This is a genomic window from Roseibium aggregatum, assembly GCF_017309185.1.
Lineage (GTDB): Bacteria > Pseudomonadota > Alphaproteobacteria > Rhizobiales > Stappiaceae > Roseibium > Roseibium aggregatum_B.
The window spans coordinates 1,392,294-1,407,088 of the sequence record NZ_JAEKJZ010000001.1; the positions used below are offsets into that span (position 1 = coordinate 1,392,294).

The following is a 14,795-nucleotide window of genomic DNA, read 5'->3' on the forward strand; positions in this document are numbered from 1 at the left end:
GGATGCGGACGGAGTTGAGGAAGGCGGCTCAAGCACAAGAAGCGAGGCTGAAGACACGGAAACCATCTCTGCCGTTCCGCTTAATCTCGTAGAGTGCATCATCCGCCTGCTTCATGACCTGAACCGGATCTTTGTTTTCAGTGTTTATTTCGGTAATTCCGATACTGACACCAATAGACACTGTCGCGCCATCGACGGAGTAGGGCTGGCTGATCGTCTGTACCATGCGCTCGGCAAGCTCTGCCAGACGTGGGTTTCCACGGCCGAAACCCGAAAGGATGATCGCAAATTCGTCACCGCCGATGCGAGCAACCGTGTCAGTGGTCCTTACACAGTCCTTGAGGCGACTTGCGACCTTGCTCAGAACTGCATCGCCGACGGCGTGACCATGAATGTCATTGACTGGCTTGAAGCCGTCCAGATCGAGCAACATCAATATGTGAGCCGAATCTTGCTCGTCGAGATGAAACATGAGTTCATCGAGTTGCTCGTTGAAGAAGGCTCTATTGGCCAAACGGGTAAGGGAATCATGATGCGCTGCGTAGGCGATTTTTTCCGTGGCCTGTTCGCGAAGAGTTACGTCTTCATGGGTACCGATCCATCCGCCTCCCGGCAGCGGTGTGTGTACGGAAGATATGACCTTGCCATTCGCATGGCGGAACATTGAGTGCACATTCTCACCTTCGCTGAGTGAGTGCATCAGGTCGGCTACGTGCTTTTCTACGTTCCCCTCGAACTGATCACGCTCTTTCTCGGCGTGTATGAGTTCCGTAAGCGTCTTGCCGACTTTCACCTCGCCCAGCGGTTTGTCGAAAATCTCGATGTATTTCTGGTTCCAGAGTGCAAGCTTGCCCAGTCCGTCGAACACACTGACGCCCTGGTTCATGTTTGCCAGAATAACTTCAAGTTCCAGTGACTTCTCGCGTGCTTCCCGTTCGCTTTCAATCAAGCGCGTTTCAATCCTCTTGCGCTCGGTCACATCATAAAACGTACTGATCATTCCGCCTTCAGGAAGTGGCGTCCTCCGGATCTCCAGAACGGTCCCGTCGGGTTTGCGCCGTTCATAGGAGTACCGTTTGGAAAGGTCGAAGCTTTCCATTCGATGCTGCGCAAGTTCAGACGGGTCTCCGTTGCCGTATTCGCCGTTTTCCGCGAGCAATGTCAGGTATTCACTGAAGTGTAGCCCCTCCTCAAGGCATTCCTCGGGAAGGTCGGTAAGTTGAGCGAATTCTGGGTTGTAAGCGCTCAGCCGCATTTCACTGTTATAATAGGCGACGCCGCCGGGATAGTTCTCGAAGATCGCCTTCAGCGTTTTGGCCTGGGACATCGTGTCGGTTACATCCACCACCGAGACGACCACGCCACCAAGTCCTCCGACGCCGGCATCTTGAACGGGCCGCGCATTCAGTTTTACCCAGCTGACCGATTTCCTCCGAGGAACCGACAGTCCGACAACACGGTGATTCAGTTCGTCCGGTTGCTCCGCGGCGAGTGCAAACAGGTTGTCGAGCGGCGTCTTTTCGCTGTCGTCGGTCCAGAAAGTGACGTTCAGGTCCTTTGCGTTCAGTCCCTGCATGTCGTCCCGGGTGCAATTGAGCAACTCTGCCGCCGGTTGATTGCTGCTGCGGATCGTTCCGTCAGGATCAATCAGGAGAACACCCTCATCGAGCGATGCAAGGATACTTCTGTTTCGCATCTCCGAATGCTTGATCAATTGATCGAAGTCTTTGCGCGCAGTGACATCCTGAAAGGCACCGACAATTCGCACGACTTCATCGTTTTCGCAGATCGGACGCCCAAAGGCCCGAACCCAGCGGTTGTTGCCCTTTGCAGTGATGAATGGAACTTCCAGATCCCACTCCGATCCGCCGCGCATGGCATCCTCGATGGTATCTTCAAGTCGCTTGCGAACTTCCGCGGGGTAGAATGATAGCGCCTTCTCCAAGGTTGGAACGTAGTCTGAAGGTACCTCGTGCACTTCCTTGGTCTTTTCGGTCCAGACGACTTCCTGCGTAACGCAGTCCAGTTCCCAGCCCCCGATACCGGAAAGGTCCGTAATGGATTGCATCAGCTCCTTGTCGCGCAAAGAATTGCGCTGCTGCGCTTCCAGTTGCGAGACGGCGGCGCCGATCATCTCGTTATAGCAGTGCGCCTTCAACAGACCCGTTGCAATCGTCCCCAGCAACCGCAGTTGCTCCAGTTGCTCTTCGGTCGGCTCCCGCGGTTCGCGGTCGATGACACACAGCGTGCCGATGTTGTGAACACCGTCGACCGACAGGGGAACCCCGGCGTAGAAGCGTATTCCGGGCTCACCCGTGACCAGTGGGTTCTCGCAAAAGCGCGGATCCTTGGATGCATTTCGAACAACCAGCATCTCGTTGTGCAATATGGTGTGCTGACAAAACGACACATCGCGCGAGGTGGCATCGATTTCCAGACCAACCTTTGCCTTGAACCATTGCCGGGTCTTTTCCACCAGGGGAAGAAGCGCAATCGGGCAATCCAGAATCGACGCGGCAGACTTCACGACGGCGTCAAACTCGGGCGTTCGCTCTGAATCAATGATGTTGAGAGCTCTCAGTGCGGCGAGGCGCTGTGATTCATTCGGCGGAAAAGGCTGGGTCATCGGCGCTGTTTACGGGTTGGTCCAACACATGCTCGAAATTTATGATGTCAACGATCACAAATGATTAACGAAAGGAATTCGCTGTATAGGCGGTTTTCACAGTGTCGGGATTGCGTCTGGCCGTGAATGGAGGAGGTTCTCGCGGGGACGGGAAGCCGGCGGTCCGGATAAAGGGCGAATTTGAGGGAGGGGAGAAGCGCGGCGTGAGGGAGAGCGCAGCTTTGCGAACAGGACACTGCGCAGTCTGTCTTTTTGTTACTCCTGATACCGCCACAGGGAGGCACGGTTAAATGGGTCCATGACCAAGTCGCTGACGGCATCACGACCGGCGCCACGCCAATCGCTTGCGGCCACTGGCTCGGCCTGCATCAACATCGAGATCCGGGTGTCACCGTTGTAAGGCAGCCATTCAGGCAGCCGGTCATTGTTCGGGTCGCCGTTTCGCGCGAAAGCGACAAAGGCCGACATCATGTTGAGTGCCGTCTCATGCGCGGCATCACCGGTTCCGATCATGGCACCCGCCGCATCGAGCGTACCGAAAGCAAAAGGAATGTCGACAGCATGAGGCGAGCCGAGTTCGCCATCGTCACGCGGGATTTCCCAGGCGAAGTTATATATCCAGACAGGGGCTTGCCCGTCGGTGGAAGACCTGGTCACGGCCGCATTGGTCAGCGGCAGGCGGAATTGCACGTCGCTTGTGATGGCGAAGAGAATATCCGAAGGCGTCATGTCGGCATCGGCCTCGTGATAGCCTGCGATAATTTCGTCCACCTTGGAATCGTCAATCCCGAAGCCGGCCTTCAGGCGGCTGCGCATCTGTTCCTCGGTGATGTCGAAATTGCGCATGTCGCTGCGCATGAACAGGGTGGATTCGGTTTTGGTATGACCGAACATGAGGGGCACGTCGGCGTGAAGAGCCATGCCTTCGGGTGACATGCTCTGGTAGAGGATATGCTTGCCGTCAATAGCGGGACGGGCACCTTCAAACGTGTCGCGGACGGCACGCATACGCGCATCCAGCACGAAGTCCGTGGTCAGGTGCTGGGCCGTGCTGAGCTCATCGGGGGTGAGACCAAGTTCAGCGAGGAAGGCGTCAGCATATGGTTGCAATTCTTCCTGCGGATCGAGGTTCAGGCCAGCTGCGCCACTCATGCTGATGGCCTTGTGGAAGAGGCCCTGGGCTCCGGGCATCGCGATCAAAGACATGATCTTGGAGCCACCACCCGACTGGCCGAAGAGAGTGACGTTGTTCGGGTCGCCGCCAAACGTCGCGATGTTGTCACGCACCCATTCCAGCGCCGCGATGATATCCAGATGACCGGCATTCACTGCGTCACCAAAATTTTCGGAATCCAGATGCGACCATGCGGTGTAGCCGAAGGCATTGAGGCGGTGGTTGATCGTCACGACGACGACATCGCCATAGCGCGCCAGGGGACCGCCGTTCAGACCTGTCCCGCCGCCAGATCCATTGATGTAGCCACCGCCATGGATGTAAAACATCACCGGCCGCCCAGCATTCTGATCCAGATCGGGCGTGTATACGTTCAGAACCAGGCCGTCCTCGCCCATTTGCTGGGGCTGATAATACCATTCAAACATCGGATCGTTGAACCCCAGCGTCGATCTTATCTGCGGAACCATGTGGCCATATTCGCTGGCATCGATGGCGCCTTCCCAGGGCGTCACAGGCTGTGGCGCCTTGAAGCGGTTGGCGCCGGATGTGTCGGCTGCGTAGGGGAGGCCCCGAAACGCCATCGATCCATTCTCGACCACACCCTGTGCGTTGCCGCCAGTCACTTTCACAAGAGGGCGGTCCGCTGCAAAGGCAGGAAAGTTGCCGGTCAGGCCAACGGCACCGACAATGACAGAAGTGCTGGCTAGAAAGCTGCGACGAGAGATCATTGAAGGGCCCTTACTATTTGTGTGCTTAAAAAAAAGGGGCTTTCAATTAACCTGATTAGATCATAATTCCCGGAAGGGTTCAGAAGAGTTTCTAATCAATGTCAGAAAAATATCTCGACGATCTTGCCGCATTCATTGTCGTCGCGCGTGAGCAGAGCTTTACGAAAGCGGCCCGCAAGCTGGGCGTTTCGCAGTCGGCACTGAGCCAGACCATCAAGGCGTTGGAAGAGAAACTGCAAATGCGATTGCTTTCCCGAACGACGCGCAGGGTGTCTGCGACGGAGCTTGGCCAGAGTGTCCTGGATAGCATTTCGGGGCGATTTGAGGCGATAGAAGAGGAGCTTGCCCTCTTAAGGGGACAGGGGCAGCGCCCCTCTGGAATCATTCGTATCACGGCAAGCGCCCTTCCTGCCGAGACAATTGTTTGGCCCAAACTGGAGCCACTGTTGGCGGAATACCCCGAACTGCAGCTCGAGATCAGCTCAGATACTTCTCTTACGGATATTGTGGCGGACAGATTCGACGCGGGCGTCCGTTTGGGGGAAGCCATTGAGAAAGACATGATTGCATTGCCCATCGGACCGACTGTGCGAATGCGTGTCGTCGCATCAAAAACCTATTTGGAAAGGTTCGGAACGCCCGAGCATCCCTCGGACCTTACGTCTCATGAATGTTTGCAGATCCGCATGCCAAGTTCAGGCGTCTGTCTGCCTTGGGAGTTCGAAAAAGATGGTGAGGATTTGCGTGTGAAGGTGGACGGGCGCCTGGTTTGCAACAGCAGGAAGGTGCAGCTTGACGCGGTCGAACGAGGGCTGGGTCTGGCCTGGGTTCTGGAGGACACAGTCCGCGATAGGATCGACGCAGGCCGCGTCGTTCCCGTTCTCGAGGACTGGTGCAACTTCTTTCCAGGATTCCATCTTTACTATCCCAGCCGCCGGCAGCACTCGAAGGCTTTCAGTTTGGTCATCGAGGCGCTGCGGTACCGCGGCTGAGGGTGTTGGGAAGGCGGATCCATTCGGACTGAACCGCGCCGGATTTGCCGGAGGCCATTTGTTTTAACTTATGCGGCCACGGCCGTTTGATGCAGCATGGTGTAGTATTGTTCCTCCGCTTCAGCCGGAGGGATGTTTCCGATCGGTTCCAGCAAGCTGCCTGATCTCCTGAAGTCCCATGGACCTCATGCCCCGGTACACGTTGCAACGGGAGACGTCGAAGTCTTGCCGTTGAAACGCCATGCGAAACAGGGTGGAATCGAACCGAAATGTCAGGAAAATGGTCGGGCAGGCCGGATTTGAACCGACGACCCCTTCACCCCCAGTGAAGTGCGCTACCAGGCTGCGCTACTGCCCGAACGGGACCTACCTATCGTGTTCGCATTCCAAGCGCAAGCGGCTTGTGGCGGGGCAATGTGGTTTTGTCCCGCCTTACGGGTCGACGGGAGGCCAAGGGCGAACCGCCGGGCCAAAAGGCGCTTCCGCTCGATCTTGTCGGTCGCGATCAGGCCCCAGGCCAGGCCGTAGAACATGTACATGTGGCGCCAGTGGTCCGTGTCGATGATGACCGACAGGATCAGATGCGCGGCGAAGACGGCGAAGAGGCTCTGAGTGAAAGCCGTCCAGGGGCGCGACTTGAACAGAAGCGGGACAAGCGCGGTCAGCGTCCAGAGCGCAAGCCCGATGTAGACGGTGCCGCCCAGCCAGCCGTATGTGGTGAAACCCTTCAGGTAGACGTTGTGCTCGTCTTCCGGAAAATGCTTGTTGAACTCAAGCGCGCCGAGGCCCAGCGGGTAGTCCATCACCATCTGAAAGCCGAGTGAGTAGCGGGCGAAGCGGCCAAGTCGTGAGCCGTCGTACTCCTGAACCAGCCGGGCGCGCTGCGCGAACATATCCGCGACGGAGTCGATGGAAAGGGCTGCGGCGAGAAGGCCGGCGGCCGCCAGGACGCCGCCGATCCCGAGCAGGATCAGCCGCCCGCGGCGGCGGGGGCTCGGCTCCGTCACCAGGGCAAGAAAATAGACGATAAGCACTCCGGCGAAGAGAACGAACCACGCTCCGCGCGAGAAACTCAGGAAAATGGCGAGGAGCAGGACCGCGATCGGTGGCAGCAGATGGAGATTTTTCAGTACCGAGTTGCGCAGAAGCGTTTGGATCAGGAGCAGCGTCGGCAGCACGAGAAACGGGCCGAAGACATTCGGATCCTGAAACGTGCCGCGTGCGCGGTCGTAGAGCGTGAAGTAGTCGGCCCCCGGAAAGAGGTGGAAATAGCCGGCAATGCCGATGGCGGCGACAAAAATCGAGCTGATGGTGTAGCCGCTCTGGATGATGCGAAAACGGTCCGGATCGTCGGCCAGGATCGCGGCGTAGAATATGGCCGTGATCGCCAGGAAACCGGAAACGGCGATATACATGATCGCGTCGCCCTGGACCTCGGCCATGGGGATCGAGGCGATGCCGCCCGCGATATAGAGCATGAGGCAGACGATCAGCGGGCCGAACTCCCGGCGGAGCTTCAGGCCGCACGCGAGCCAGACCACCGAAAGTCCGGCCATATAGAGCTCGTAGGGCGCCGGCTCTCTGATCACGAAACCGGACAGAAAGGCGGCCAGCCACAAGGCCCCGTCGCCCAGGCGTTTGACCGGCAGGCCATACGGCACGCGCGCGATCGGCGCGCTGCCAAATGGGACCGCCAGCTGGTTCAATAGGCGTTCTCCGTGTTGAGCAGCCGGAACGGCGTCAGGAACAGGATCTTGAGATCGAACAGGATCGACCAGTTCTCGATGTAATAGACATCGCATTCGACGCGGTTCTGGATCTTTTCCGGCGTGTCGACTTCCCCGCGCCAGCCGTTGATCTGCGCCCAGCCGGTAACGCCCGGCTTGACCTTGTGGCGGGCGAAATAGCCGTCCACGACGTCGTCCCAGGTCCGGTCGTTCGTATGCGCGTTGACCGCATGCGGACGGGGTCCGACCAGCGACAGGCTCCCCGCAAGCACGTTGAACAGTTGCGGCAGTTCGTCGATCGAGGTCTTGCGGATAAAGCGGCCGACCCTTGTCACCCGCGGATCGCCCTTGGTTACGACCTTCTTGGCATCCGGGTCGGCCATCTCGGTGTACATGGAGCGGAATTTCAGGACGTCGATGATCTCGTTGTTGAAGCCGTAGCGCTTCTGTTTGAAGAGAACAGGCCCCTTGCTGTCGAGCTTTATGGCGATCGCTGTTGCAACCATCACCGGAAACAGGGCGACGATCGCGAGTGTCGCAAACACGAGATCGAAAATCCGTTTGCCCAGCATGTCCCAGTCGGCGATGGGTTTTTCGACAACGTCGACAAATGGCACGGTGCCGATGAAGGTGGTGCCGCGATCCCGGAACCGGACCTTGTCGGTATGGGCGGACAGGCGGATATCCACGGGCAGGACCCAGAGCTTCTTCAGAAGTTGGAGAACCCGCTGCTCGGCGCGCAGCGGAATGCAGACGATGAGCATGTCGATCCGGGCGAGGCGCGCAAATTCGACCAGCGCGGAGATATTGCCGAGTTTGGGATAGCCGGCGACAACCGGCGGCGACCGGTCGTTGGAGCGGTCGTCGAAAATTCCGCAGATCCGGATGTCGTTGCCGGGCTGGGCCTCAATGTCGTGGATCAGTTCCTGCGCGGCCGTGCCTCCGCCGACGATCACCGCACGCCGTTCGAGGCGTCCGGAGGTCATCCAGCCGCGCACCAGGGCGCACAGGACAAGACGGGACAGGCACAGAGCCGTCAGACTGAGGGCATACCAGGATCCGATCCAGGATTCGGAGAACCCGGCACCGACCCCGGTGGTCGACCTGAGCACAGCGAACATGGCGAACACCAGCGTCCAGCCGGCGGCCACCCTGCCAAGCTGGGAAAGACCCTGGCGCATGACCGGCGTCTGATAAACGTCGGCGGCCTGAAAGAATGCGAGCGCGAACAGGATCGCGGTGCCGACGACAAAGAGATGCATCAGGCTGAAAACGGGCGTCTCGGCACCCGCGAGCGCGGCGGCGAGCGAGGTCGTCGCGATGATCAGAACATCGCTGAGGCGGACCAGACCTGTCAGAACCGGCAGGGAAATACCCTTGCCGCCCAGACCGCGCGCGATTTCCAGGGCGTCCGGGGACAGGCTGGAATTGGCCTGGTTCAAAGTCTCGATATTGGGGGTCCCGGCGATACCGTGGACGGACTGCCGCAGATGCATGGCGAGCCGCTGATCGAGACCGGACTCGGTTCTCTCGAAGACGGCCGGGTCGGCCGGTTCGGTTGGCTTGTAGGCGGGGGTGCTCATTAGCGGTTGCTCGATCTGGCGTAAGCGGTGTGAATGCGGGAGGCGGCTTGGCGACCGTTCGAGGCTGAGGGGACAAGATCGTCCTGCGGGTCAATGCCCCGCAATTCCTTGTAAAGCGCCGTTATGCGATCGCTCATAAGGTCAACGGAGAACGTTTCGGCCAGACAGTGGCTCAGTTCCTTCGCGTTCGCCTCCATTTTCTCGGGCTTGTCGAGGGCGTCCGCCATGGCAAGCGTCAATTTGCCGATATGACCCGGTTCGACCAAGCGGTTCGCGTAGCGGCCGAAAATTTCAGGTATGCCGCCGACGCGCGTTGCGATCAGCGGGCGCTGCGCGGCAACCGTTTCCAGGATGATATACGGCATGGCCTCGGCCCTGGACGGCACGACGACGGTTCGCGCCAGCTTGAAGGCCTCTCTTGCAGGCATGGCGCCGTGGAAGGTGACGGATCTGTCGAGACCCAGATTTGAGACCATGGCGCGGTAGCGCTCTTCGTCCGGTCCTTCGCCGACAATATGGGCCTTGGGCGCGGTGCCCGTCTTGAGGCGAATATTGTAAAGCGCCTCGATGAACAGGTCGGGGCCTTTCAGGTCGCGCAGCATGCCGATGTAAAGAAAGTCCGCGGCGTCGCTGTCCACATCCACCGGGCGGAACTCTTCCGGCCTCAGCCCGTTGTAGACGATCCGGGTCAGGGCATGCGGGTGGCCGACCTTGCTCTCATAGGCGGCAGCTTCGTAGTCGGACACGAAGATCATTCCGTCCGTGATCCTGCCGAGCAGGTTTTCCAGGGTGTGGTAGACGCGGCCCTCGAAGCGGTGCGGATCGTAGTGCAGGCTGCCGCCGTGAGGGCAGTAGACACGGTCGACCTTTTGCCCCCTGAAACGCAGGGCCGAACCGATCAGCCGGGCATAGGCGCCGCCTTTCGCGCCATGGCCATGGAGAATGTCGGGTTTCAGGTCCCGGATGTGGCGGTACAGGGTAAGGGTTGCCGAAAGGTCCTGAACGGTCAGGTGGCGCTGCATCGGAAAGCGCGCCAGGCCGAGCGAGAGGGCCGGACGCAGCTCGTCCACGTGCTGGTTGTCGTATGCGCTGCCGGTGCTGCTGTCGCAGATAAGGCCGACCTCGTGTCCTGCCTCTGCCTGGCACGTCGCCAAATCGCGGATGTGGCGAAAGATCCCGCCTATAGGCGAGCGGACGCAATGCACGATCCGCAAGGGAGTCGATGTCATGGTGCAGTTTCCCTGTTTCCGCCCCCAGGTTTCTTAACCGAACCTGTCGGGCACTGGAACCGCACACTAGCAAAGGGAGGTGAGTTCTCCGTTAATTGACGGAGGGTCTAGAAATAGCGCTCCCGGACGTAAATCGTGTCACCGGGGCGGATCGGGTCCGAAATGGGAACACGGCCGTTTAGAATTTCTCCGTTGATCTGCCGGGTGATGTCGACAGTTTGCTGCTGGGCGCGGGAGCTGAAGCCTCCCGCGGTCGCGATCGCGTTCTGGACGGTCATGCCGGCGACATAGTTGTATTGGCCCGCATTTTGCACTTCACCCATGACGAAGATCGGCCGGTAGGTATCGACTTCAACCGAAACGTCCGGATCTCGGATGTATCCCTGGCGCAGCCGGGCGGCGATTTCCTTCGCCAGACCGTGCTCCGTTTTACCGCGCGCGGCAACGCTCCCGACCAGTGGGAACGAAATATATCCAGCCTGATCAATGATATAGGTGTTCGATAGGTCGTCCTGCCCGAATACGATAATCCGCAGCCTGTCGCTGGAATCCAGACGATAGGGCTGGGTCAGCGTTTCGTGAAACGCGGTTGGGGGCTGCCGGTAGCCGCTGCAGGCGGCAAGACCAAGGCACAGGCATAGAACGAGAAGTGCTCTCATTCGCATCGACGACTCTCCTACAATTCGCAGGACAGCATCGCGTGTTATGGTTAATCGAGGGTGAAGAGAGCAATCGCGGCGGCATCCGGTCCGTGAACGGGGAAATGTCTTGGTTAATCGACGGGGCCGCGCAATTTCGGGAAGTTTAACCGATCGCTTACCCTAATTCGACATAGTTTGTCGGAATCTGGAGTTTCGAAACGATGCAATCTGACCGGCAAGCCCTTTCCGAAGACGATATGGCGCTGGACCTTGGCGGCCTGCTGCGGGCGATCGGCCGGTCCTTGACCTGGCTTTTGCCCCTGACCCTTCTTGTCGCGGGCGCCGTTTTCATCGGCCTGCAATTCGTTCCGCCCAAATACAAGGGCGAAGCCCGCATCCTTATTCAGAGCACGGACACCAAGTTTCCGGGTGAAGCCCGGGGTGTCGAGGAGGAGAGGGCGCTTCTCGACAGTGAGGGCGTGGCAAGCCAGGCGCAATTGCTGATGTCCTCCGACCTCGCGCGCCGGGTGGCCCGAAAACTCGACCTGGCCGCAATCCCCGAGTTTGGCGCCAGGGACGATGCCTCCCTGCTTGGAAGCCTGCTGTCGATGGTCGGGCTGGGCGGCGAACCGGAAGGCGGCAGCGCGGAAGACCGGGTCCTCAAGCACTACTACCAGAACCTGGACATCTATCGTCTCGAGGGGTCCAGGGTCATTGCCATCGATTATTCGGCGGAAAATCCGGTTCTGGCGGCAAAGGTCGCCAATACCATTGTCGATGAGTATCTCTCGCTGCAGTCGGACTCCAAACGGCAATCGACGGAATTGGCTTCCGCGGCCTTGCAGCCTCAGATCGTCGAATTGCGCAAGGAAGTCCAGGCCGCAAGGCAAGCGGTCGCCGATTTCCGCGCCCGGTCGGATCTCCTGATCGGTTCGGGCAACACGACCTTGAACCAGCAACAGCTGACGGAGACGAGCAGCGACTACTCCGCTGCCCAGGCCGACAAGGCGGAAGCACAGGCAAAGGCGGATCTGATCCGCGAATTGCTGAACTCCGGCGGTTCCCTGGAGACGGCGAGCGAAGTCTTGAACTCGACGCTGATCCAGCGGCTTCGGGAACGGCAGGTCGAGATTCAGTCCACCATTGCGGAATTGTCCATCACCCTGTTGCCGAACCATCCGCAACTCAAGGCTCTGCAGTCCCAGCTCAGGGACTATGACCGGCAGATCAGAACCGAGGCCCGCCGCATTCTGCAGGGGTTGGAAAATGACGCCAAGGTGGCGAACCAGCAGGCGCTTGCCCTGGAAAAGCGCCTTGAGGACCTCAAGACCGCCGCTGCGCGCTCCAACGCGGACCAGGCGCGGTTGAGCGAATTGGAACGCGAAGCCAACGCCAAGGCGGTTCAGCTCGACCAGCTTCTGCAGAGCTATCAGGAGGCGGACACAAGGCTGCGAGCGCAGATCCTGCCTGCCGATGCAAGGATCATATCCCAGGCCAGCGTTCCGGCCGAGCCCTATGCGCCGAAAGTCATCTCAAGCACCATTATCGCAGGGCTTGTAACCTTTATTCTTGGCTGCACCTTCGTTTTGATGCGCGCGTTTTTATCCGGAAACGCGCTTTACAGCCTGAACGGCGCCGGCGTTGCCGAAGACGGGCAGATCCGCGCCTATGGCGCGCCGGACCATGTGCGAGGGCCGACCGCTCCGCCATCTGGCATTGGAGAAACGCTTCACCCGCAAACGCCGGTCTCCTCGGCAAGTTTCGGCTGGGGCGGAGGCTATGGCGAGAGCGTCTCGAATTACCGGATGGAGACCGCACCGGAAAACGATTTCCCGGGCGGGCTGCCGGAAACCCCGCGAGAGCCGGAAAGTCCGATGGCCGGCGGTCCTGCGCAAACCGAACGTTTCGCCCCCGAAGACGCCGGCGACACGCGCGATGGAGAAGACATGGCCGGAAGGATCAGGGCCGCCCGGTACGACCGCGATTTTGCGCCGGACTGGCTGCGCGGCTCCGCCGGTTCACGGATGGAGGAACCTGGCGAAGAGGTTTTTGAAGCCGTTCCCGCTCCCGCTGCTGCCGCCGCGGACGAGACGCAGCCGGAAGACGAAGAGGCTGGAGCCGGCCTTCAGGCCGCAAGCGCCGATACCGTGGCGGCTGAAGGACGCATCGTCGTTTTGAGTGTCGATGACGAAGCCCTCTCCCATGACCTAGCGTTCGATCTGGTGCGCAGGGCCGCCAGGTCCGGCAAATCTGCCCTGATCCTGGAAGTCTTTCCCGAACAGTCGAACCCCAAGGCGGCGGAAGGATTCTCCGATATCGTGTCCGGCAGGGCTCCGTTCGCGAAAGTTGTCTACCGGGATGCGGGCTCCAAGGCCCATATCATTGAGGCAGGACGCGTGGCGATCACGGACGAGATGGTCAATTCCGATCGCTTCAAACTGGCGCTCGATGCGGTCAAATCCACCTATGAGACCGTCGTGGTCGATCTCGGTGCCATTGACGGCACGCTGGCCAGCGCTCGCATGCTGAGCTTCGCCGACCGGGTGCTGATCGCGGCGAATTCCGCCGACAGCAGCCATGAACTTCACAGCGCGGCGAACCTGCTCTCCTATAACACCGGCGCCAGGGTCGATGTTGTCATTTCCGGAGGACAGGGGCCGGACCCGCGCCGCAACGGCGACGGTCACGCGGCCTAGAAAATCTGCCGGGCGGGCCGCTGCTATTGCGCGCGTTTTCCCGCCTCCGCGCGCCATTTCCGGAGGCGGCGGACCAGAGGCCAGAGCGTTTGGGAATTGCGGATCGCCGCCTTTGTCCTGATCTTCGTCTTCTCGAGGTCTCCGAGAAGCCGGCCTTTCCAGGTGGCGGCAAACAGGCTGTCATTGAGCCGGACCGCTTCGGCCCAGTCGGTCTTGTAGCGTTCTTCGCCGAGACCGAGGTCGATCGTGTCGAGGTGCGGCGCGGCGCAGGCGTATGCGATGATTTCCTTTACCAGGACGATACCCGGACTGTACTGCAGGAGTTCGTCATGCGCGATGCTGTTGGAATAGGTGTAGATCGTTCCGGAACGTTCGGCGCACAGGTATGTGGCACGGATCGCCCCGCCTGTCTCGAGGTACCAGAGGTCGAGCGAATGGTCCCCGGGCGCAGCCTCGCTCGACCTCAGGCCGAGCAGGCGTTCCAGAAACTCCTGTCCCTCCGGGTCGCCGAAGGCGTTCGGTATGCCCACGGTCGCGGCCCGTTTCGCTCTTTGATCCAGAAAGGCCGCAAGACCGTTGCGGATTTCTTCCGCCGTGCTTGCCTTGACCACCTTGTACTCCGAAAAGGCCTGCAGGTGTCTCTGCTTGCGCAAGAGGGACTTGCGCGAGGATTTACCGTGCGTTTCGCGGAACAGCTCCTCAAAGTCCGAAGGCAGTGAGCGGACGAAGATCGGACTTGGGCTCTGTGTCGCCGTTTCGAGGACCAGAGGGTGCGGGCGCCCCTGCCAGACTTCGGGAACGTTGTGCAGTGTCACGAGGTCGGCGCCGGCGCGACGGCAGATTTCCGACAAGAACGCGTTGATCTGGGTGGAAGTGACGCTTGCATAGAATTCGGCGTCCCAGACACCGGTGTTCTGGTTGCCGTTCTGGTGACCCAGGAAGGACAGCCTGGCGATACCGGCTGTCCGCTCCAGCGCAAGAGGCAGGATGACGACTGTGGCGTCACCGAGGCTGCCGATCGCAATCACGATGTCGAGGCCGTATTTCTTGCCGAGCGTCCGGCTCCAGGAATCAAGCCAATGAGGTGTTCCGAAAGGAATGACCGGAAGCGCGCTGGAAAGCTCTTGTTCAAATGGGGAACAGGTGTCGAAACTCGAACACAGAATAACCTCCAGAAAGGAGTCCTGTGTCGCCGTCATCCCGTCGCGCCGCGGATGGTCCACACTTTGAACGGTGTTGTGAACATCGGATAAACCATTTTGCATCAACATGGCAGACAACCGTGGGAACGAGCGGACAAAGCGTGTGAACGCTCGTTAGAACTAGCAATAATTGTTAAACAAACCGTGCGTTACTGGCAGTCCGGTAAAAAAATGAGCATTTGAGCCAGATGGGT

9 protein-coding genes and 1 tRNA gene are annotated in these 14,795 nt (G+C 59.6%); 2 read left to right on the forward strand and 8 right to left on the reverse strand.

Annotated features, from left to right (window positions below; genetic code table 11):
* Positions 1 to 28: 28 nt before the first annotated feature.
* Both JF539_RS06005 and JF539_RS06010 read right to left on the reverse strand, forming a co-directional pair.
* Entirely contained in the window at positions 29 to 2,626 is a 2,598-nt protein-coding gene (locus JF539_RS06005; protein ID WP_207139418.1) for a PAS-domain containing protein, read from the reverse strand.
* A 255-nt stretch (positions 2,627 to 2,881) separates the two neighbouring features.
* On the reverse strand, positions 2,882 to 4,531 hold the full coding sequence (locus JF539_RS06010) for a carboxylesterase/lipase family protein (protein WP_207139419.1): 1,650 nt from the start codon (positions 4,529 to 4,531) through the stop codon (positions 2,882 to 2,884).
* 98 nt (positions 4,532 to 4,629) lie between these two features.
* Here JF539_RS06010 and JF539_RS06015 point away from each other — a divergent pair, with 98 nt between their 5' ends.
* Positions 4,630 to 5,523 carry a LysR family transcriptional regulator gene (locus JF539_RS06015; RefSeq protein ID WP_207139420.1) on the forward strand — a complete coding sequence of 298 codons (894 nt, stop codon included), beginning with the start codon at positions 4,630 to 4,632 and terminating at the stop codon, positions 5,521 to 5,523.
* A gap of 281 nt (positions 5,524 to 5,804) precedes the next feature.
* Here the strand turns inward: JF539_RS06015 and JF539_RS06020 are convergent.
* The 5 genes from JF539_RS06020 to JF539_RS06040 all read right to left on the reverse strand — a co-directional run bounded on the left by JF539_RS06020 (position 5,805) and on the right by JF539_RS06040 (position 10,727).
* Positions 5,805 to 5,881 (reverse strand) — tRNA-Pro (locus tag JF539_RS06020).
* The gene (locus JF539_RS06025; protein WP_209017013.1) at positions 5,859 to 7,229 is read right to left on the reverse strand and encodes an O-antigen ligase family protein; all 1,371 of its coding nucleotides are present in this window, start codon (positions 7,227 to 7,229) and stop codon (positions 5,859 to 5,861) included. Before JF539_RS06025 ends, JF539_RS06020 begins: the two co-directional genes overlap by 23 nt.
* A complete protein-coding gene (locus JF539_RS06030) occupies positions 7,226 to 8,833 on the reverse strand; it encodes an undecaprenyl-phosphate glucose phosphotransferase (RefSeq protein ID WP_207139422.1) in 1,608 nt (535 codons plus the stop codon). Before JF539_RS06030 ends, JF539_RS06025 begins: the two co-directional genes overlap by 4 nt.
* Positions 8,833 to 10,062, reverse strand: a complete 1,230-nt coding sequence (locus JF539_RS06035) for a glycosyltransferase family 4 protein (protein ID WP_207139423.1) — start codon at positions 10,060 to 10,062, stop codon at positions 8,833 to 8,835. The genes JF539_RS06030 and JF539_RS06035 overlap by 1 nt, the downstream gene beginning before the upstream one ends.
* 107 nt (positions 10,063 to 10,169) lie before the next feature.
* Entirely contained in the window at positions 10,170 to 10,727 is a 558-nt protein-coding gene (locus JF539_RS06040) for a polysaccharide biosynthesis/export family protein (RefSeq protein ID WP_207139424.1), read from the reverse strand.
* Between the two features lie 197 nt (positions 10,728 to 10,924).
* On the opposite strand from JF539_RS06040, the gene JF539_RS06045 reads away from it, so the two are divergent.
* Positions 10,925 to 13,399 carry an exopolysaccharide transport family protein gene (locus JF539_RS06045; protein WP_207139425.1) on the forward strand — a complete coding sequence of 825 codons (2,475 nt, stop codon included), beginning with the start codon at positions 10,925 to 10,927 and terminating at the stop codon, positions 13,397 to 13,399.
* A 23-nt stretch (positions 13,400 to 13,422) separates the two neighbouring features.
* On the opposite strand, the gene JF539_RS06050 is transcribed toward JF539_RS06045, so the two are convergent.
* A complete protein-coding gene (locus tag JF539_RS06050) occupies positions 13,423 to 14,598 on the reverse strand; it encodes a GNAT family N-acetyltransferase (RefSeq protein ID WP_207139426.1) in 1,176 nt (391 codons plus the stop codon).
* Positions 14,599 to 14,795: the final 197 nt, after the last annotated feature.